The organism is Nocardiopsis protaetiae, from assembly GCF_045446735.1.
Taxonomy (GTDB): domain Bacteria; phylum Actinomycetota; class Actinomycetes; order Streptosporangiales; family Streptosporangiaceae; genus Nocardiopsis; species Nocardiopsis protaetiae.
This window is the reverse complement of record NZ_JBJJBV010000012.1, coordinates 1-18,659: the sequence shown is the minus strand read 5'-3', so window position 1 is coordinate 18,659 and position 18,659 is coordinate 1. Positions and strand designations below refer to the sequence as shown.

Sequence of the window (18,659 nt, the reverse complement as noted above, 5' to 3'; positions counted from 1 at the left end):
CGACCGGCCCCGGCCCGAGGGCCGGGACCGCCGCCGAACGGGAGCACCATGTCCGACTCCGCTCTTCCCTCCGTCATCCAGGGCGGGATGGGGGTCGGGGTGTCCGGGTGGCGGCTGGCTCGGGCCGTCGCCCGGACGGGGCAGCTCGGCGTGGTGTCCGGGGTCGCCCTCGACGCCCAGCTCGCCCGCCGCCTCCAGCGCGGCGACCCGGGCGGCCACATGCGCCGGGCGCTCGCCCACTTCCCCGACCAGGAGGTGGTCGCCCGGATCCTCGCGCGCTACCTCGTCCCCGGCGGGATCCCGGCCGGGCGGCCCTTCCGGCCGGTGCCCCGGCTCGGCCTGCGCCCCCACCGGATGCGCGACGAACTCACGGTCGCGGGCAACTTCGCCGAGGTGTGGCTCGCCAAGGAGGGGCACGGCGGACCCGTCGGCATCAACTACATGGAGAAGATCCAGCTCGCCACCCAGCCCGCCGCCTACGGGGCGATGCTCGCCGGGGTCGACCACGTCCTGGTGGGGGCGGGCATCCCCGGCGAGATACCGGGGGTGCTCGACGCCCTGAGCGCACACGCGGCGACCCGGCTGACGGTCGCCGTGGAGGGCTCGGAAGAACGGCACACCGTGGCCTTCGACCCGGCCGGGTTCGCCGGCGCCGACGGCGCCCCGCTGCGCCGGCCGCGCCTGCTGGCGATCATCTCCTCGGCGGTGCTCGCCCGGTACCTGCACCGCTCCCCGGCCACCCGGCCCGACGGGTTCGTGCTGGAGGCGCACACCGCCGGCGGCCACAGCGCCCCGCCCCGGGGCAGGATGACCCTCGGCGAGGACGGCGAACCGGTGTACGGGACGCGCGACCGGATCGACACGGCGCAGGTCGCCGCCCTCGGGCTCCCGTTCTGGCTCGCGGGCGGCCGGGCCACGCCGCGGGGCCTGGCCGCCGCCCGGGCCGAGGGGGCCGCGGGTGTGCAGGTCGGGACGGTCTTCGCACTCGCCCGGGAGTCGGGGCTGGCCCCAGGGCTGCGGGACCGGCTCCTGGACGCGGGGGCCACCGGCGGGCTCGCGGTGCGCAACGACCCCGCGGCCTCGCCCACCGGGTTCCCGTTCAAGGTCGCGCGGCTGCCCGGAACCCTGTCCGAGCAGGAGGACTACACGCGGCGGCCCCGGCTGTGCGACCTGGGGTACCTGCGCACCCCCTTCCGCAAGGGGAACGGCGCGGTGGGCTACCGCTGCCCCGCCGAGCCGGTCGACACCTACGTCGGCAAGGGCGGCGACGCCGGGGACGCGGCCGACCGCCGCTGCCTGTGCAACGCCCTCACCGCCAACGTGGGCCTGGCCCAGCACCGCCCCGACGGCTACGTCGAGCCGCCGCTGGTGACCCTGGGCCAGGACCTGGGCTTCCTCCCGGAGCTGGTACGCCGCGCGGGCACCGACTACTCGGCCGCCGACGCCGTCCGGTACCTCCTGGAGGGGTGAGGCCCGCGGGGGCCTCACCGGGGAACCGCCCCTACTCCTCCTCGGACTCCCCGGAGGCGTCGCCCTCGTCGTTCAGCTCGGTGATCGCCCAGAACACGATGTCCGAGGCGCGCATGCCGACCGGGTCCCCATCGCCGTCGACCACCCACACCCAGTCGGCGCCGCTCTGCGTCGCCTCCCGCAGGATGCGGACGACGTCCAGGCCCCACTCGCGGACCTCCTCGCCGGTCAGGTCGTAGGTGAGGGTCCGGAGCTGCCCGGTGTCGCCGGAGGCCTGCACGAGCAGGACGACGGGGGTGGTGTCCTGGGCGCCGGTGCGGGGCTCCGCCCCGGCCTTCTCGGCCCGTGCGGTGAGCAGGTGTTCCACGGTGTGCCAGCCCTTTCTGAGGGGGTTCGGAACGCTTTGGCGCATCGACGGTACCGCACCCGGGAGCGTTCCCGGACACCCGTCCGCGACGGCCCCGGGCGGCGGCCGTCAGCGGGACAGCGCCGACCAGGTGAACCTCCCCGCCAGCAGGGTCGCGGCCACCGGCATGGTCCGCAGCTCCTCCGCGGAGGAGGCCAGGGGGTCGCGCTCCACCACCACGAGGTCCGCGGGGTCGCCCGGCACGACGCCGACCCGTCCGCGGGTGCTCGCGGCCAGCGCCGTGTCCACGCCGATCCGCTGCTCGGGATGCCAGGGCGCGCGCCCGTCGCGGCTGCGCGCGACGGCGGCGGAGATCCCGATCCAGGGGTCCAGCGGGGAGACCGGGGCGTCGGAGCCCAGGCGCAGCTCCGCCCCCGCGCGTTGCAGGGACGCGATGGCGAAGGCGCGCTCGGTGCGGCCCGGCCAGTGCCGGTCGGCCACGTCCCGGTCGTCCATGGCGTGCTCGGGCTGCACACTGGCGATCAGCCCCAGCGCGCCGAAGCGGGCGAAGTCCTCCTCCCGGACCAGTTGGGCGTGCTCGACGGCCCCGGTCATCCCGAGTTCCTCCAAGGCGTCCAGCACCCCGGTGTTCGCGCGGTCGCCGATGGCGTGGACAGCGGCGGCGATCCCCGCCCCCTTGGCCCGGGCCATGAGTTCGCGCAGGGTGTCCAGCGGCACGGTCTCCATCCCGCAGGCGTGCGGGTGGGTGCGGTCCATGCCGGGGTAGGGGTCCCAGCACCACGCGGTCCGGGTGTTGAGGGAGCCGTCCACGACGACCTTGAGGGGTCCCATGGTGACCAGCCCTCGGGAGTCCAGGGCGTCCCCGGTCCGCACGCCCGCGGCGATCGCGCCCTCCAGGCGTTCGGGCCACACGGACACCTCCACCCGCAGGGCGTCGACGCCCCGCTCGACCCGCTGCGGCCACAGCCTGAGGTTGTCGGTGTTCTCGAACTCGACGATCCCGACCACGCCGCGCCGCGCGGCGGCCAGGGCGGCCTCCCGGTAGTCCTCGGCGGAGAGGTCGGCCGGGGACTGGAGCCGGTCCAGCGCCCCGAACCACTCGCCCTCCCGGACCAGGCCGGTCGAGGGGTCGGGGGCCAGGGAGAGCAGCCGCGCGGCGGCGGTGTTCATCCACCCGCAGTGCAGGTCCTTGCTGACCAGCACCACCGGGATCTCGGGCGCCACCGCGTCCAGCGCCGCCAGCGAGGGGGCGTCCGGCCACACCCCGTCCTGGAACCCGTAGCCGACGACCGCCGGGGGCGCCGCCGCGTTCGACGCGCGGAGCCCGGCGACCGCGCCGCGGACGCGATCCAGACATCGGGCCGCGCTGGCCGTGCCGGACAGGTCCAGGCGCCGCCGCTGGACGGTCCACTGGGCGAAGTGCACGTGGTGGTCCCACATCCCGGGCAGCACGAAGCGGCCGTCCACATCGACGGCCTCGCCGCGGCGGGCGCCGGAGCCCGCCGGGACGACCGCCTTGATGGCTCCGCCGTCCAGCAGGATGTCGTGGATCCCCTCACGGCCGGGGAGGGAGGCATTGGCCAGGGTCAGGTGTCCGCTCATGCGTGTGTCCTCTCCCAGGGGCGGGGCTCCGCCAGGCCGTTGACCCGCGCCATCCGCGCGGCCAGCTCCGGGTTGCGGTAGGGGCCCGGCTCGACGAGGCGGTCGATGATCCGGGCGACGGTCTCCGCGGACTTGTCCTGGCTCATCTTCTCCTTGGTCTCGACACGCTCCACCGGCAGGCGGAACCCCACCGTCCCGGTGACGATCCGGTGGGCGAACGCGCTGTTCTCGGCGGTGGCGTGCAGCAGGTGCGGGTCCGGCAGCACCCGCTCGAAGCGGGCGACCAGCCGGTCCAGCACCCGCAGGTTCTCCCCGTCGTCCAGGACCTCGGGCACCCCGTGCAGGTGGGCGACGGCGAAGTTCCAGGTGGGGACGTTGGGCCGGTAGCCGTACCAGGACGGCGAGATGTACCCGTGCGGGCCCTGCACGATCGCGAGCATCGGATGCCCGCCGAGCCGGTGCCCGACCTCGTCGGGGCGGCCCATGTGGCTGAGCAGGACGATGCCCTCGGCGTCCTCGTCCAGCAGCACCGGGTAGTGCGAGGCCACCGGCCCGGTGCCCGGTACGGCGGTGACGAAGGTGCACCAGGGGTTCTCGCGGATCAGGTCCTTGACCGCCTCGGTGTCGTCGAGCGCGTAGTCGGGGTTCTCCCTCATCGGACCGCCCCCTCCTCCGCGACCCCGTCCCCCGCCGCCGGGCCCCGCCGGAGCCGCTGCCATGCCAGGTCGGCGAGGGCGGCGGCCTGCACCCCGAGGATCCGGTCGTCGAACCGCACGCCCTCCGAGTGCATGGGCGCGGGCGCCGGGCCGGTGTCCCCGGGCATCGCCCCGAGGAAGACCAGCGCCCCCGGCACCCGCTGGAGGACGTAGGAGAAGTCCTCCGAGGTCATCGCCGGTTCCGGCATCCTCACCACGTGGTGCCCGCCGTGGAGCTCCTCCAGGCGGGCCAGCACCGCCGAGGCCTCGGCGGCGTCGTTCACCGTGGCCGGGTAGGACGGGACGAACACGACCTCGGCCGTGCAGCCGTGCGCCCGGGCCAGGCCGCGCAGGAGTTCGGGCAGGTCGTCGCGGAGCAGCGCGAGCGTCTGCTCGGAGAAGTGCCGCAGGTTGGCCTCCATGACCACCTCGCGGGCCAGCACGTTGCCCGCCTGCGAGTCGCTCGCGAGCCTGCCGATGGAGACCACCGCGGGGTCGTTGGCCGGGATGCGGCGCGCGACGAAGCCCTGGATCGCCAGGATCAGCTCGGCGGCCACCGGCACCGGGTCCACGGCCAGGTGCGGGGCGGCGGCGTGGCCGCCGGTGCCCTCGACGAGGATGCGCAGGGCGCTGACCCCGGCCATGATCGGCCCGGGCCTGCTCACGAAGGTCCCGTAGGGGGTCGTGGCGTCCACATGGATCGCGTAGGCGGCGGCCGGCCGCTCCCCCGCGGCCTCCAGGACGCCCTCCTCGATCATGATCCGGCCGCCGCCGTGGCCCTCCTCCCCCGGCTGGAACATGAGGACCACCGTGCCGGGCAGCTCGTCCCGCCGCTCGTGGAGCAGCCGGGCCGCGCCGACCAGCCCGGCCACGTGCAGGTCGTGCCCGCAGGCGTGCATCGCCCCGTTGGCGGAGGCGTAGTCCAGGCCGGTCGCCTCCGTGATGGGGAGCGCGTCCATGTCGCCGCGCAGCAGCACCACCGGCCCCGGTGCGCCGCCGCGCAGGACCGCGGTGACCGAGCTCAGGGACATGCCCGTGGTGATCTCCAGGTCCAGCCCGGCCAGGGACTCCAGCACGGCGTCCTGCGTCCGGAACAGCTCCAGGCCGACCTCCGGCTGCGCGTGCAGGCGCCGCCGCAGCGCCCGCAGGTCGGGGAGGATCGCCTCGGCCGCGGCGGCGAAGGGGTTCACGGGGGGCACAGGAGTCACGGGGGGCACGGGGTCCTCCGCCGCCGCGGCTGCGGGGCGGTGGCCGTCGAACACGGGTTGGAGGGTCATGGCGTCGCGGTCTCCTCGAAGGTCATGCGCCGCCCCAGCACCGGGACGGCGCCGAGCAGCTCTTCGGTGTAGGGGTCGGACGGGGCGCCCAGCAGGGATTCCGTGGGGCCCGACTCGACGATGCCGCCGTGGCGCATCACGGAGATCTCGTCGCTGATGTAGCGGACGACGGCCAGGTCGTGCGAGATGAAGAGGATGGAGAGGCCCAGGGTCCGCTGGAGCTCGCGCAGCAGGTTGAGCACCGTGCTCTGCACGGAGACGTCGAGCGCGGAGGTCACCTCGTCGGCGATCAGCACCTCGGGCTCGCCGGCCAGGGCGCGCGCGATGGTGATGCGCTGGCGCTGGCCGCCGGAGAACGCGGCGGGCAGGGCCCCGGCGCGGTCGGGGTCCACGTGCACCTGTTCGAGCAGTTCGCGGACGCGGCGGTGCCGCTCGGCGCGGGTCCACCGGCGGCCGGTGGCCAGGGTGCCCTCGGCGACCGACGCGCCGACGGGCATCCGGGGGTCCAGGGCGGAGTAGGGGTCCTGGAAGATCAGCTGGATGCGGCGGCGGGCCTCGCGGGCCCGTCTGCCCCGCCCCACCGTGCCGACCCCGTTGACCCGGATGTCGCCCGCGGAGACCGGGGCCAGGCCCACGGCGGCGGCCGCGACCGAGGACTTGCCGGAGCCGGATTCGCCCACCAGCCCGACGGTGCGCCCGTGGCCGACGCGCAGCGACACGTCCGAGACCGCGAGGCGCGCGCCGTAGCGGACACTCAGGTTCTCGATCTCCAGGGCCGTCACAGCGGGCTCTCCTCTCGTGGTGCCGGGGCGCGGGTCCCCGTGTCCGGGTCCGCGGTCGGGTCCGGGTCGGTGTCCGGTGCGAACAGGCCGCCCGCCGCCGGGTCTCCCCCGCCGGACAGCAGGTCGTCGATCACCGGCAGCGGCCGGGTGCGGTCCGAGTGCATGTCCGGCAGGCAGGCGATGAGCCCCCGTGTGTAGGGGTGCTCGGCGTCCTCGCGAATGCGCCGGGCGTCGAGCTCCTCGACGACCTCGCCGTCCTTCATCACCACCACCCGGTCACAGAACCCCGAGACCAGGGCGATGTCGTGGGAGATGAGGACGATGGCGGCGTCGGTGGCCCGCTGGGCCCGGTGCAGCACGGCGAGCACCTGCTTCTGCACGGTGACGTCCAGGGCGGTCGTGGGCTCGTCGGCGATGATCAGCCGGGGGCGGCCGGTGAGCGCCATGCCGATCATGGCGCGCTGGCGCATGCCCCCGGAGAACTGGTGCGGGTAGTCGCCCAGGCGCCGCCGCGGCTCGGCGATCCCGACCGCGTCCAGCCCGGCCACCGCCCGCGCCCGGGCCTCGGCCCGGCCCATGCCCAGATGCGTGCGCGACACCTCGGTCAGCTGGCGCCCGATGGTCAGCGCGGGGTTGAGCGAGGTGAGCGGGTCCTGGAAGACGAAGCCCAGTTCGGTGCCCAGGCGTTTCTTCTCCGCGCGGGTCAACGGGGTGTCCAGGTCGATGTCGTCGAAGCGGCGGATGCGCGCGCTCACGACCGCCGGGGGCTCCAGCAGCCCGGCCAGCGCCATGGCGGTCAGCGACTTGCCGGAGCCGGACTCCCCCACGATGCCGACGACCTCGCCGGGCCGCACGGACAGGTCCACCCCGCGGACGCGTTCCACGAGCCCGCCCGCGCCGTCGGGGAAGGCGACCGTCAGGTCGGCGACCTCCGCCAGCGCTGCGCGGTCGCCGCCCTCCGCCGCGGTCGGCCCCGGTCCCGGGCCCGGTCCCCCGACGGCCCGCGGGAGCACGGCCGCGCGGCCCGCCGCCGCCACGCCGCGCAGCCCCTGGCCGGGGGTGAGCGCCTCGGCGACCAGGGTGAAGACCAGCCCGGCGAAGACGATGACCAGACCCGGGCCGACCGCGGCCATGGGGTTGGTGTAGAGGTGCTTGATGCCCTCGTTGAGCAGGCGCCCCCAGTCGTAGGCGGGCGCCTGGACGCCCAGGCCGAGGAAGGACAGCCCCGCGAAGGCCAGGAGCGTGACGCTCGCGGCCGCGGCCGCCTGCACCAGCAGCGGGTTGGCGATGTTGGGCAGGATGTGGCGGAACAGGATCACCAGGGGTCCGGCCCCGGCCACCCGCGCCGCCCGCACGTAGTCCTGGTCCGAGACCGAGGAGGCCAGGTTGTAGACGAGCCGGGTCAGGTTGGGGATCCCGGCCAAGCCGATGGCGAGCATGGCCCCGGTGGCGGTGGCCCCCCAGATGACGGTGAAGAACAGCACCAGCAGCAGCCAGGGGAAGGCCAGCAGCATGTCCATGATCCACACGAGGAACCGGCGCGGGTACCGGGGCAGGACGGCGGCGGTCAGGCCGACGAGCACGCCGCCGACCATCCCGATGGCGGTGGCCCCCGCGGTGAGCAGCAGCGACAGCCGGGCGGCGGCCATGACCCGGGCGAAGATGTCGCGCCCGAGGTCGTCGGTGCCGAAGAGGTACTCGCCGCTCGCGGCGGCCCACCGGTCGGCGACGGAGCGCTCCGCGGCGGCCTCCCCCCAGATCGCCGGGCCGGCGAGGGCGATGAACAGCAGCAGGGCCATACCGAGTGAGGCGGCGATGCCCGCGGGGCTGAGGAGTCTCTTCACCGGGTCACCCTTCCGAGATCGACGTGCGGGGGTCGACGGTGATGAGGATGAGGTCCACGACGAGGTTCACGGCCAGCACCATCAGCGCGAAGACGAGGACCACGCCCTGGATCATCGGGTAGTCCTTGGTCTGCACGGCCGAGATCAGCGTGTTGCCCATGCCGGGGATCGCGAACACCGTCTCGATCACCACGGTTCCGGCGGTGAGCCCGGAGAGCAGCAGCCCGCCGACGGTCAGCGTCGCGGTGACGATGTTGGGGAGCGCGTGCCGCAGCAGGACGATCCGCCGGGGCAGCCGCTTGGCCCGCGCGGTGGCCATGTAGGTGGAGTCCAGGACCTTGATCATCTCCACCTGGACGATGCGGGCCAGGTACGCCATCGGCCCCAGGGCCAGGCCGAGCACCGGCAGCACGGCCGCGCCCGGGTCGCCCCAGCCCGCGGGCGGGAGGAGCCCCAGCCAGACGCTGAGGACCGCGATGAGGCCGACCGAGATCAGGAAGTCGGGGACGGCGATGAGCACCCCGAGGCCGCCGGACACGACCGTGTTGGCGGCCCTGCCCCGGGGCGAGCGGGCGACCAGCGCGGCCGCCATGCCCAGGGGCAGGGCCCCGGCGAGCGCGACCGCGAAGCCGAGCGCCGCCAGGGTGAGGGTGGTGGGGAACCGGGAGGCGATCACTTCCGCGACGTCCTGCCGGGTCTGGATGGAGGTTCCCAGATCGCCCCGGACCAGGCCCGAGACGTAGCCGGTGAACTGCTCCCGGACGGGCCGGTCCAGTCCGAGGTCGGCCCTGGTGTTCTCGACGAGCGTCACCGGGGCGGTGGGGCCCAGGGCCGCGCGCACCGGGTCCCCGGGCACCAGGTGGACCACGAAGAAGCTCGCCAGCACGACGATCAGCAGGGACGTGACCAGGCGGCCGGTCCTGCGCAGCGCGAAGGACGCGCGGGGCGAGAGCCGTCCGGTCCGCCGTGCGGGGGCGGGAGCGGACGCGGGGCCGGTCGGCCGGGGCGATCTGGGAAGGGTCGTCATGGGACCTACTCGGTCATCCGGATCGAGGGCGCCTGGATGTAGGAGGTCTCCTCGAACACCGCGCCGTTCATGAAGGTGGGCAGGACGGTACCGGTCAGGGGGAAGGTGTGGAAGTTCTCCACCAGGATGCGCTCGGCGTCCTCCCAGTACCCGCAGGCCTCATCGGGTGCGGCGGTGAACGCCAGTGCCGCGGCCTCGTCGTACTCGGCGCTGTCGGTGGCCATGAAGTTCAGGCCGCCCTCGTCGGGGGTGGCGCCGCCGTAGAAGGCGTGCTGGATGGTGGGGCCGCCCGAGGAGATCTGGATCCACCCGGTGTCCCAGTCGAAGGTCTCGTAGAGGTACTCCGACCACGCCGCCCCGTCCATGGCCTGCAACTCGGTCTCCACGCCGATCTCCAGCCAGTACTCGCGCACCAGCTCCGCGGCGGGGGCGTGCGTCTCGCTGCCCGCGTCGTAGATGAAGGAGATGGTCAGCGGCTCGCCGTCACGCTGGCGCACGCCGTCGGGGCCGAGTTCCCAGCCCGCCTCGTCGAGCAGCTCCCCGGCGCGGGCCGGGTCGAAGCCGGGGGTCTCCCAGACCGGGCCGTTCTCGGGGACGCACAGGTAGGGCGACTCGGTGATGAGGGAGTCGAGGGCGACCGGGTGTCCGCCGGTGACGACCTCCGCGGCCTCCTCGTGGTCGAAGCCCAGGACCAGCGCCTCGCGCACCAGCGGGTCATGGGTGGGGCGGTCGTCGCGTTCGTTGAAGAGCATCTGGCCGATGGGGTTGACGATGCCGGTGTAGTCGTACCCGGCGGTCTCCACGCGGGCCCGGTCGGAGCCGACGATCCGTGCGGCGTTGAGGTCGCCGGACAGCAGCAGGTTGGTGCGGGTGGACTCGTCGGTGACGACCCGGACCTCCAGCCCCGCGGGGACGCCCTCGGTCTGCGAGGTCAGCCCGTCGGGCCCCCAGTCGTAGTCGTCCCGGGTGGTGTAGATGAAGGCGTCGGGGCGGGACTCGGTGAGCTCGTAGAGGCCGGTGCCGTTGGAGACGCCCTGGAGGCTGTCGGGGTCCTCCAGCCCCGCGGCGCAGACCATCTCCACGGTGCCGACCTTGCTGAGCAGGAAGGGGTCGGGCTCGGGGGAGGTGACCTCCAGGGTGAGCCCGTCGCCCTCGGCCTGGAGCCCTTCGGCGACCAGCGAGCCCGTATGGACCGAGGTGTTCTCCGGGTCGGCGTGGTAGGCGAGGTTCGCGGCGGCGACCCCCGCGTCGAATTCGGTGCCGTCGTGGCAGGTCACGCCCGGCTTCAGGGTGAAGGAGGCCGAGAGCCCGTCGTCGCTCGCCTCCCAGGACTCGGCCAGCCAGGGCCGGGGTTCGCCGTCCTCGCCCGTGTAGATGAGGGATTCGTAGGCGTAGACCATGATCTGGCGCTCCTGGGGCTGGGCGCCGGTCATGGGGACGGTGTCGTTGACCTCCCCGTTCACCGCGGCGGTGAAGATCCCGCCGGAGACGAGGTCCGCGTCCTGGCCGCCGGCGGTTCCCCCGCAGGCGGTGAGACAGAGGACCCCCACGCCCAGCAGGGCGGTGGATCGGGTGATGTCGCTGGTACGCATGGCCTGTGCTTTCTCTTCAAGAGTTCCAAGGTGTGGTTCCGACGGTGCAGAAGGTGCGGGTCAGCGGATTCTCAGGGGGATGTGGTGGTCGGTGAGTCCCGGGAACCGAACCTGGCCAGGGGTCCTGCGGCTTTGACCGAGACCCGGATGGTCTGCTGGGTGCTGTAGGAGACGGGGGTTTCGAGGATGTCGACGACCTCCACTCTCAGCGGGTCCGCGCCGGCGTCGATGGCGCGTTCCATGGCGACCTGCGAGGCCTTGGCGATGGCCTCGTCGCGTTCTTCGTAGGTGCCGATCTCCTGGGCCCGGCCGCCCGCCAGGGACATGGCGGCGCCGACGGCGTTGGCCACGTCCCCGTGTTCGGGCCGCAGGATGCCCGCGGCGCCGGGGAGGTCGTCGGGGACCAGGAACCCGCCGCCGCCCACGACGACGAGCGGCTGGTCGGCCTTGCCGTGCGAGAGGCGCTCCACGGACTCCTGGAGCCATTCGTGCGCCCGGTCCAGGGCCTTCTCCAGGGCGGCACCCGTGTCCTGGTCGACGCGGACGCTCCAGTCGGGGGCGGTGCCCGCGGCGCGGCCGGTGTGGGCGGTGTGCTCGGTGTGGGCGGTGCGCCCGGTGTGGAGGGCGGCACCGGTGTGGACAGCGGCGTCGGTGAGGGTGGCGGTGTCCCCGCCGAAGGCCAGCGCGAGGGTGTGCAGCCGGTGCCCGACGGAGTCGGGGCCCAGGCGCCCGGTGGCGGGGTCCACGCGGGTGCCGCCGCCGACGCCGATGCTGAGGATGTCGGGCATGCGGAAGTTGGTGCGCACGCCGCCGATCTCGCGCGGCAGGGTCGACTCGCGCGGGAACCCGCCGACGACCACGCCCAGGTCGCTGGTGGTGCCGCCGACGTCGACGACGATGGCGTTCTGGGCCCCGGACAGGAAGGCGGCCCCGCGGATGGAGTTGGCCGGGCCCGAGCCGATGGTCAGCACCGGATGGCGGGCCGCGAAGTCCAGGGCCATGAGCGTGCCGTCGTTCTGCGCGAAGTACACGGCGGCGTCGGTGAGCCCTTCCTCCCGGACCACGGTGCGCAGCGCGTCCGTCACCGTCCGGGCGATGCCGTGCAGGGAGGCGTTGAGGACGGTCGCGTTCTCGCGTTCGAGCAGGCCGATAGCGCCGATGTCCTGGCTGAGCGAGACGGGGATGTCCCGGCCCAGGCGGGCGCGGACGATCTCCTCGACCTGCGCCTCCTGCTCGGGGAAGGAGGGGCTGAAGATCCCGCAGACCGCGACGGCGTCGACCGGCCCGTCGAGGCCGTCCAGGAAGTCCTCGACGGCGCGCGGGTCGAGCCGGGAGATGGGCATGCCGTCGACCATGTGCCCGCCGGGGAGCACGGCCGCGCCCGCCAGGACGCTGTCCCGGAGGTCCTGCGGCCAGCCGGTGAGGGGTGGGAAGCCGGTGGCGGCCGGGGCGCCCAGGCGCAGGACGGCCACCCGGCCCAGCCCGCGGCGGCCCACGATGGCGTTGGTGGCGTGGGTGGTGCCCATCATGACGCGGCGGACGTCGGTGCGGCGCCCACCCAGGTCCGCCAGTACGGCGGCGATGGCGGCGCGGATGCCGCCGGTGACGTCGTCGGTGGTCGGCTGCTTGGTGCGGGCGATGACGGTGTCGGAGGAGTCCAGGACGACGGCGTCGGTGTTGGTGCCGCCGACATCGACGCCGAGGGAGAGGTCGCCCGAGGGCGTGGGTGCGGTGCTCACGCGGTGGCTCCCGAGGTGGTAGGTGCGCCGTCCTGCGCGGCCGATGCCGGGGTCGGGGCCGTTGCCGTTGCCGGGGAGGCCGGGGAGAAGCGTTCGGCGTCGAAGGGCACGTAGGGGATGTCGTAGCCGAAGGCCCGCGGACCGGCGATCTCGATGCCGCGCTCGGTGCGCCAGAGCGGGTCGCAGGCCCAGGCCAGGACCGAGACCCGCTGGCCGAAGCGCAGGAGTTCGGTGGAGATGGCGTGGCCGGTCTCGCTGTCGACCAGGGTGACCAGGTCGGGCACGCTGACCAGGACCTCGCCGTCCTCCAGCACGATCAGGTTCTCGTTCTGCAACTCCACGCGGAGCAGCCGGTCCCGCTCGGTCCCGGTCCCGGCGACGGTGACCGAGCCGCGGACGAAGCCGCCTTCGGTACGGCGGGCGACGTCCACGATCTTGCCGCTGATCAGCACCGCGGCACCCAGGGTCGCGGCGAGCGCGGACACCGGGTCCTCCGCACCGAGCATCGCGTGGCCGACCTCGATGGCCCGGCTGACCGTGCCCTCGATGACGGCGCCGGGCACGTCCCCGGCGTCGAGCAGAGAGGCGCCCAGGCACAGCGAGCCGCCGGCGACGGAGAAGGCCCGGACGTGGCGCTCCAGCCAGGTCGCGTCGACGGTCCGCATCACGGTGACGTTGCCGACCACGTCCGAGAGGACCGTGAGGTTGCGCGGCACCCCCGCCACGTTCATGGCGACCATCGTGGCCTCGGGGAACGCCCGGCCCATGCCGTCGGCGTCGAGCACGTCCAGCCCCAGCTGGGCGGCCCAGCCGACCGGTCCCACGCCGTTGCTGCCGCCGATCTCGGTGGCCATCACCGCGGTGATCGGACGGCCCGCGGCCCGCTCCGCCTCGCGGAGCAGGGTCTCGGGCTGCTCCGCGGAGGGGAGCATCTCGACGCCCACGGTGGGGGCCCCGATACCGGCCATCACGATGACCATGTCGTCGTCGGTCAGGTCCTCGACCGGGCGGAGCCGCACGGGACCGTGCAGGTCCAGCGCGGCCGCGACGCCGATCTGCGAGGTGGTGACGGCGCCACCGCCTCCGGTTCCGAAGATGGCGGCGCCCGCTGCCAGGGCCGCGACATCGTCGGAGGTTATCTCTCTCGTCATGCAACGAGCCTAGGCAGTGTGAACCCAAACACAATGTTGTGCGAGCACAGGGAACTCATCTAATTTGGTCCCATGGCACACATCGGCATCGAGCACGTCCTCCAGCAGTCGGAACGGCTGGGTGTACAGCTCGTGGCGGGGCCGGACCGGGGGTGCACGATCTCCCGCGTGGAGATCGCCGACATCGGCTCCCTGGACACCCTCACCGCCGGGACCCTGGTGATCGCCGACCTGTCCGAGCCGCCGTCGGCCTACCGCGTCGACATCGCGATCCGGCAGGCCAGCGCCCGGCGCCTGGGCGGGCTGGTCCTGCCCGTGGCCGCGCCCCTGGCCCTGACCTCCCGGGACCTGGCCGAACGCGGCGGCGTCCCGGTGCTCCAGGCGCCCGGCCGCAAGGCCTCCGACCTGGCCGTGGCCGTGGACCGCATGGTCAACAGCCGGGCCTCCGACGTGCTGACGCGGGCGCACTTCGCGCTGGAGAAGGTGCGCGAGGCCGCCGAGGGCACCGGGCGGGACACGTCGCAGGACACGACGGGTGCGGCGCAAGGCACCGTGCGCACGGCGCGGGACACGGTGGGCGCGGTGCTCGCCGCGGCCGGCGCGGCGCTCGGCGGGACGGTCGTCCTGGAGACGGACCCGCAGGTCGGCTGGACCGAGGAGGCCGCCGTGTTCATCGGCGAGGTACCGCGCGGCAGACTGGTCTTCGAGCCCGCGGAATACGAGGGCTACGCGGGGGACGACGCCGCCGGACTCGCCCTGCCCGGCATCGCCTCCGTGGTCTCCAAGGTGCTGCTCCGGGAGGTGCAGCACCGCTTCGCGCCCCGGCAGACCTCCGCGGAACTGCTGGCCCAGCTGGTAGTGGCCGAGTCCTCCCGGGTGGACTCCCTCGCCGAGCAGGCCTACCGGCTCGGCTTCCCGCTCCAGCTCTCGCACGTGGCGGCCTGGCTGGAGTTCACCGACCCCGGCGACGCCGACCACCACCCGCCCCGGGCTCTCCAGTCGGCGCTGGAGCTGTACGCCTTCGAGCTGTTCGAGAACCGCGACGAGCTCTGGCACATCGCGTTCATCCGCGACAACGCCCTCATCGTCTCCTCCGAGAGCCCCGGCAAGGGCGACCACCAGCGCAGACTCCGCGAGGTGGCCGCCGGCATCGCCGACCACGCCCAGACCCTGGCCGGCGGCCGCTGGGAGTCCACCGTCGGGATGGGCACCCCGCAGGTGGGCGCCACCGGCCTGCGCCAGTCCGCGGCCGAGGCGAGGATCGCCGCCGAGACGGCCGTCGCCTCCGGCCGGGTCGGCCACATCGTCGCCACCGACGTCACCGGCCTGCGCCGGGTCCTGCTGGACTTCTACGCCTCCCCCACCAGCCGCAAACTGCTGGAGGACCTGCTGCGACCGCTGGACTCCGACGACCCCCAGAAGACCGCGACGGCGGTCAAAACACTGCTGGCCTACCTGAGCAACCGCAACTCCCCCGCCAAGGCCGCCCGCGAGCTGATGCTGCACCCCAACGCGGTCACCTACCGGATGCGCAAGATCGAGAAGGCCCTTCAACTGGACCTGGACGACCCCGACACCCGCTTCGCCGTGGAACTCGCCTGCCGCGTCCGCCTGCTCAGCACCGAGACCCACTGACCCGGGACTCATTCGCGTCCCGCCTCCGCTCCGAGACGAGAAGGACCACGCCCGCGATCGCAAGCAGCGGGGCGGCGAGCCCGGCGTACGGAAGGCTCGACGAGAAGGTCGAGAAGTCCCACAGGCCGTGGAGCAGCATCGCCGGGACCAGCGACCCCGTCGAGCGGAACGCCAGATAATAAACGGACCCCAGCCCGAACTGGATGACGACCTGGAGGATCGCCAGCGAGCCGATCCCGAAAAAGGCGTTGGGCAGGTGCAGCAGCGAGAACAGGAGCGTGGAGAGGAACCAGATCCCCATCTCACCGAACCGGCTGCGCAGCGCCACAAAAAGCTGACCGCGCGCGATGACCTCCTCGTTGAATCCGACCAGGACGCTCCCGACGACCAGCAGGACCCACATCGTCGCCGTCACCCTGGAGAACTCACCGAAGACCAGGTTGAGGATCGCGACCGCGGCCATGAGCACCGGCAGCACGGCGGCGGCCTTCGGGAGCCTCCCCGTCCTCAGGGCCGACCGCCACCACCCGAAGGCCGAGACCACCACCAAAATGACGACAAGTCCCCCGGAGAGGGGCGCCACGTACCACTTCAGCAGCGTCGTCTCACTCTCCCCGACCCGGGCGTAGTCGATCCCGTTAACGACCCAGATCGTGTAGAAGACCGCCAGGTAGGCGACGAACGCGACGAGACCCACCCAGACCCGCGGCCGAACACGCAACGCGGCCACATCAGAGTTCGTTTGCATGCCGCCAGTGAAAACCATGTCCCCAGAACACGGTCAACCCCGAAGCCCGCTCCCTGCCCCGCGCCGACCGCAATGAAGACCCACCGGCAAGCCGATCCCAGCCGGGAATGGGTAGGCAACCTCCTCCACGCGAGTCGGCTCCAGAGCCCCGCCCGATGGACCAGCCACAACGAGTCACCGGACTTCTAATCCGATGGCCGCAGGTTCGAATCCTGCCGGGTGCGCCAAGCCGGACATTGCGCGAACCTTCTCCGTAGAAGCGGGAGGATCCGCGTTCACGCTGGTAGGGACCCTGAACACAGGCTGCACTCGCCGGGGGCCGGTGATGCGCACCTCGGCCACGAGGCTCTGCACCAGGTTCTTCTTCGTCGCCGGGTTGCCGTTGGCAAATGCTTGACGTATCTGCGTACGCATCGCGTTGATCTCCTCTTCGGCCGGCCCCTGCTGAGGGGATTCGCATAGTTCGGACAGTTCGCTCTCTCGGTGGCGCAATCGCGTCACGGTGGAAGCGAGTTCACTGAGCCGGGGGCCGCACACGGATTCGGGCATCGTCCCGGCTTCGAAGGCTCGCAGGTACCGCTCGATGGCGCTTTCGGCGGCCGCCAACTCACCACGCACCGCCGTGCGCTCAGCGACGTGCTGATCGCGCATCTGGCTGTGGCGCTGGGCCACCGCCCGGATTGCCTCCTCCACCAGGTCGCTGCGCTCGTACACGTCCAGCAGCGCGCGCATGACGGCTTCCTCCAGCTGGTCGGCGGGCAGGCGGTCTGCCGAGCACGTCTTCTTGCCGTAGCGCAAGCGGGAGTAGCAGGTGTAGTACCGGTAGCGGTACTTGTTGCCTGTGGCGGCGTTGCCCAGGTAGTGCCGGTCGCAGTGCGGGCAGGTGATGAGTCCGGACATGAGGTAGTCGGAGGAGTTGCCCGCCCTTTTGGTGTGGTCCTCACCTCGGGCGCGCAGGATCTCCTGTGCAGCCTCGAAGACGTCGGCGTCGACCAGTGCGGGGTGGGAGTCGGGGTAGTAGGTGTCGCGGAAGAACACCTCGCCCAGGTAGGCGCGGTTGCGCAGGACTGTCAGTATCGCGCCCCGGCTCCAGGGTTTGCCGTTCTTGGTGCTGTATCCGTGTTCGTTGAGCCGGGTCGCGATCTCCTGGGCCCCTACGCGCTGGTGCACGTAGGTGTCGAAGATCCGGGGCGGTAGGGGTGCTTCGTCTTCCTTGACGATGAGTTTCCCGGTGTCGGGGTCCACAAGGTAACCGTAGGGGCGGGACCCGCCGCACCACTCACCACGCGCGGCCTTGCGTTCCATCCCGTTGATGACGCGGTCGATGATGGTGGCACGTTCGAACTCGGCGAACACGGCGAGCATCTGCACCATCATGCGCCCGGCCGGGGTGGTCGTGTCGAAGGGTTCGGTGGCCGAGCGGAAGGCCACTCCTGCGGAGTCCAGCTCGTCGAGCAGGTGGGCCAGACCGCGCACCGAGCGGGAGAACCTGTCAACGCGGTAGACCAGCACCAGGTCGAAGCGTCCGGCGCGGGCGGCTGCCAGGAGCTTGGCCAGTTTGGGCCGGTCGGTGGTGGCTCCGGAGGCCTGCTCGGGGATGACGGTGACCAGGTGCCAGTTCTCTTGGCTGTCGATGTAGGCGCGGAGTTTGGTTTCCTGGGCCTCCAGCGAGAAGGGCTGGCGTTCCTCGTCCGTAGAGATGCGGATGTAGATCGCGACCCGCATGAATGTGCTCACCTTCCTCGATCCTGGGGCGCCTCATCGGGTGGGGGCGCGGACGGGCATCGGCGATGTGCGGCTCACTGTTCGCTCGTGTGACTGAGCTGGTGGGTCAGCAGCTCGGTCAGCGCTTGGACGGCAGCGGCACGCTGCTGCGGGGTCAGCGCCACGAACAGTGCGGGGTCGACTTCGAAGCCGTCGGTGCGGGCACCCTTGCCGCGCGAATGCACCGATTTGGGAGCATTCGCGGGACTTTCAGAGTAGGCGTCTTCGCCGTCTTGAGCACCACGTTTTAGCTGGTCAGAGCCATGATCTTCCTTCTTGGCCATAGGGGTGTCACCTTCGGGTAAGGGTGAGCGGAAGGGGCCTGCGGCATTGCCGCGCGGCATCGCTTTCGGCAATGTCGCGGCACGCAACGGTTGAACGGGGATCTAAGGTCACGCGGGAATTCACCGCGCCTCCCACCGGGTTCGCGCGATGCCCTCAGTGCGCAGGCGCCGTGGCGGGTGCCAATCCTCTCGGGGCGGTAGTGCCGCCACCGGCCGCCATCCCGCCGCACGCAGGGAGGCTCCGGTCTCGTCAGCGCGGGTGTAGGTGACCAGCCGCCGGTATCCGAGCGCTTTCGCTGCGCGCCATGAGGCGGCATAGAGCATGGAGCAGGTGTTACGGGTGCCGTCGCTGGCCATGCGGGTCACTTCGAGGGTGAGGCCGTCGTCGAGCCCGCGCGCGACCGGCCGGCCGACCACGGCAACCGCCACCAAGGCGCCATCGCTACCGACAGTGCCGAGACTGAACTTGTGGCCGGGCGGCGGCTTCAGGTGGCGGTGCCAGACCTCGATGAAGGCGCGTGCTTCTGCGAACGGCACCGGAACCAGGGTCAGTCCCATGACGTACCTCCCAGAGCGGCAGTGGCCATCTCAGCGATCAAATGCCGCACGGCAACGCCGGCCTGTTGCGGCACCACGCCGTTGCCGAGGATGTGGAGCTGGGCGGTGCGCGGCACTCCGAGGT

General features: G+C 72.7%; 16 protein-coding genes. 2 read left to right on the top strand and 14 right to left on the bottom strand.

The window, feature by feature from the left end:
- Positions 1-48 precede the first annotated feature (48 nt).
- On the top strand, positions 49-1,470 hold the full coding sequence (locus ACJOT3_RS03245) for a nitronate monooxygenase (protein WP_406968572.1): 1,422 nt from the start codon (positions 49-51) through the stop codon (positions 1,468-1,470).
- Between the two features lie 31 nt (positions 1,471-1,501).
- Here the strand turns inward: ACJOT3_RS03245 and ACJOT3_RS03240 are convergent, their stop codons facing one another.
- The 10 genes from ACJOT3_RS03240 to ACJOT3_RS03195 form a co-directional block, all read right to left on the bottom strand.
- Positions 1,502-1,837: a hypothetical protein gene (locus ACJOT3_RS03240; RefSeq protein ID WP_406968570.1), complete on the bottom strand. Its 336-nt coding sequence runs from the start codon at positions 1,835-1,837 to the stop codon at positions 1,502-1,504.
- Positions 1,838-1,945: 108 nt separating this feature from the next.
- A complete protein-coding gene (locus ACJOT3_RS03235; RefSeq protein ID WP_406968568.1) occupies positions 1,946-3,439 on the bottom strand; it encodes an amidohydrolase in 1,494 nt (497 codons plus the stop codon).
- Complete coding sequence (locus ACJOT3_RS03230; RefSeq protein ID WP_406968566.1) at positions 3,436-4,095, bottom strand: FMN-binding negative transcriptional regulator; 660 nt, start codon at positions 4,093-4,095, stop codon at positions 3,436-3,438. The genes ACJOT3_RS03235 and ACJOT3_RS03230 overlap by 4 nt, the downstream gene beginning before the upstream one ends.
- Positions 4,092-5,411, bottom strand: a complete 1,320-nt coding sequence (locus ACJOT3_RS03225; protein ID WP_406968564.1) for a M20 metallopeptidase family protein — start codon at positions 5,409-5,411, stop codon at positions 4,092-4,094. Before ACJOT3_RS03225 ends, ACJOT3_RS03230 begins: the two co-directional genes overlap by 4 nt.
- The gene (locus tag ACJOT3_RS03220; RefSeq protein ID WP_406968562.1) at positions 5,408-6,193 is read right to left on the bottom strand and encodes an ABC transporter ATP-binding protein; all 786 of its coding nucleotides are present in this window, start codon (positions 6,191-6,193) and stop codon (positions 5,408-5,410) included. The genes ACJOT3_RS03225 and ACJOT3_RS03220 overlap by 4 nt, the downstream gene beginning before the upstream one ends.
- Positions 6,190-8,037: a dipeptide/oligopeptide/nickel ABC transporter permease/ATP-binding protein gene (locus ACJOT3_RS03215; RefSeq protein WP_406968560.1), complete on the bottom strand. Its 1,848-nt coding sequence runs from the start codon at positions 8,035-8,037 to the stop codon at positions 6,190-6,192. Before ACJOT3_RS03215 ends, ACJOT3_RS03220 begins: the two co-directional genes overlap by 4 nt.
- A gap of 4 nt (positions 8,038-8,041) precedes the next feature.
- On the bottom strand, positions 8,042-9,064 hold the full coding sequence (locus ACJOT3_RS03210) for an ABC transporter permease (protein ID WP_406968558.1): 1,023 nt from the start codon (positions 9,062-9,064) through the stop codon (positions 8,042-8,044).
- A 5-nt stretch (positions 9,065-9,069) separates the two neighbouring features.
- A complete protein-coding gene (locus ACJOT3_RS03205) occupies positions 9,070-10,656 on the bottom strand; it encodes an ABC transporter substrate-binding protein (protein WP_406968556.1) in 1,587 nt (528 codons plus the stop codon).
- Between the two features lie 71 nt (positions 10,657-10,727).
- Positions 10,728-12,395: a hydantoinase/oxoprolinase N-terminal domain-containing protein gene (locus ACJOT3_RS03200; RefSeq protein WP_406968554.1), complete on the bottom strand. Its 1,668-nt coding sequence runs from the start codon at positions 12,393-12,395 to the stop codon at positions 10,728-10,730.
- Entirely contained in the window at positions 12,392-13,546 is a 1,155-nt protein-coding gene (locus ACJOT3_RS03195) for an S-methyl thiohydantoin desulfurase family protein (RefSeq protein ID WP_406968552.1), read from the bottom strand. The genes ACJOT3_RS03200 and ACJOT3_RS03195 overlap by 4 nt, the downstream gene beginning before the upstream one ends.
- A gap of 72 nt (positions 13,547-13,618) precedes the next feature.
- On the opposite strand from ACJOT3_RS03195, the gene ACJOT3_RS03190 reads away from it, so the two are divergent.
- Positions 13,619-15,181: a PucR family transcriptional regulator gene (locus tag ACJOT3_RS03190; RefSeq protein WP_406968550.1), complete on the top strand. Its 1,563-nt coding sequence runs from the start codon at positions 13,619-13,621 to the stop codon at positions 15,179-15,181.
- Here the strand turns inward: ACJOT3_RS03190 and ACJOT3_RS03185 are convergent.
- From ACJOT3_RS03185 to ACJOT3_RS03170, 4 genes are all read right to left on the bottom strand, one after another.
- Complete coding sequence (locus ACJOT3_RS03185; RefSeq protein ID WP_406968548.1) at positions 15,162-15,929, bottom strand: CPBP family glutamic-type intramembrane protease; 768 nt, start codon at positions 15,927-15,929, stop codon at positions 15,162-15,164. The two genes, ACJOT3_RS03190 and ACJOT3_RS03185, sit on opposite strands and share 20 nt — an antisense overlap.
- 174 nt (positions 15,930-16,103) lie before the next feature.
- On the bottom strand, positions 16,104-17,654 hold the full coding sequence (locus tag ACJOT3_RS03180; RefSeq protein ID WP_406968546.1) for a recombinase family protein: 1,551 nt from the start codon (positions 17,652-17,654) through the stop codon (positions 16,104-16,106).
- A gap of 74 nt (positions 17,655-17,728) precedes the next feature.
- Positions 17,729-17,977, bottom strand: a complete 249-nt coding sequence (locus tag ACJOT3_RS03175) for a hypothetical protein (protein ID WP_406968544.1) — start codon at positions 17,975-17,977, stop codon at positions 17,729-17,731.
- 120 nt (positions 17,978-18,097) lie between these two features.
- Positions 18,098-18,535: an XF1762 family protein gene (locus ACJOT3_RS03170; RefSeq protein WP_406968542.1), complete on the bottom strand. Its 438-nt coding sequence runs from the start codon at positions 18,533-18,535 to the stop codon at positions 18,098-18,100.
- Positions 18,536-18,659 lie beyond the last annotated feature (124 nt).

Bases quoted from the DNA above. Each gene is read 5' to 3' on its own strand.
- ACJOT3_RS03235 (WP_406968568.1), bottom strand. From the start codon at position 3,439: ATGAGCGGACACCTGACCCTGGCCAATGCCTCCCTCCCCGGCCGTGAG.
- ACJOT3_RS03205 (WP_406968556.1), bottom strand. From the start codon at position 10,656: ATGCGTACCAGCGACATCACCCGATCCACCGCCCTGCTGGGCGTGGGG.
- ACJOT3_RS03245 (WP_406968572.1), top strand. From the start codon at position 49: ATGTCCGACTCCGCTCTTCCCTCCGTCATCCAGGGCGGGATGGGGGTC.
- ACJOT3_RS03190 (WP_406968550.1), top strand. From the start codon at position 13,619: ATGGCACACATCGGCATCGAGCACGTCCTCCAGCAGTCGGAACGGCTG.
- ACJOT3_RS03175 (WP_406968544.1), bottom strand. From the start codon at position 17,977: ATGGCCAAGAAGGAAGATCATGGCTCTGACCAGCTAAAACGTGGTGCT.
- ACJOT3_RS03225 (WP_406968564.1), bottom strand. From the start codon at position 5,411: ATGACCCTCCAACCCGTGTTCGACGGCCACCGCCCCGCAGCCGCGGCG.
- ACJOT3_RS03185 (WP_406968548.1), bottom strand. From the start codon at position 15,929: ATGCAAACGAACTCTGATGTGGCCGCGTTGCGTGTTCGGCCGCGGGTC.
- ACJOT3_RS03180 (WP_406968546.1), bottom strand. From the start codon at position 17,654: ATGCGGGTCGCGATCTACATCCGCATCTCTACGGACGAGGAACGCCAG.
- ACJOT3_RS03195 (WP_406968552.1), bottom strand. From the start codon at position 13,546: ATGACGAGAGAGATAACCTCCGACGATGTCGCGGCCCTGGCAGCGGGC.
- ACJOT3_RS03170 (WP_406968542.1), bottom strand. From the start codon at position 18,535: ATGGGACTGACCCTGGTTCCGGTGCCGTTCGCAGAAGCACGCGCCTTC.
- ACJOT3_RS03230 (WP_406968566.1), bottom strand. From the start codon at position 4,095: ATGAGGGAGAACCCCGACTACGCGCTCGACGACACCGAGGCGGTCAAG.
- ACJOT3_RS03210 (WP_406968558.1), bottom strand. From the start codon at position 9,064: ATGACGACCCTTCCCAGATCGCCCCGGCCGACCGGCCCCGCGTCCGCT.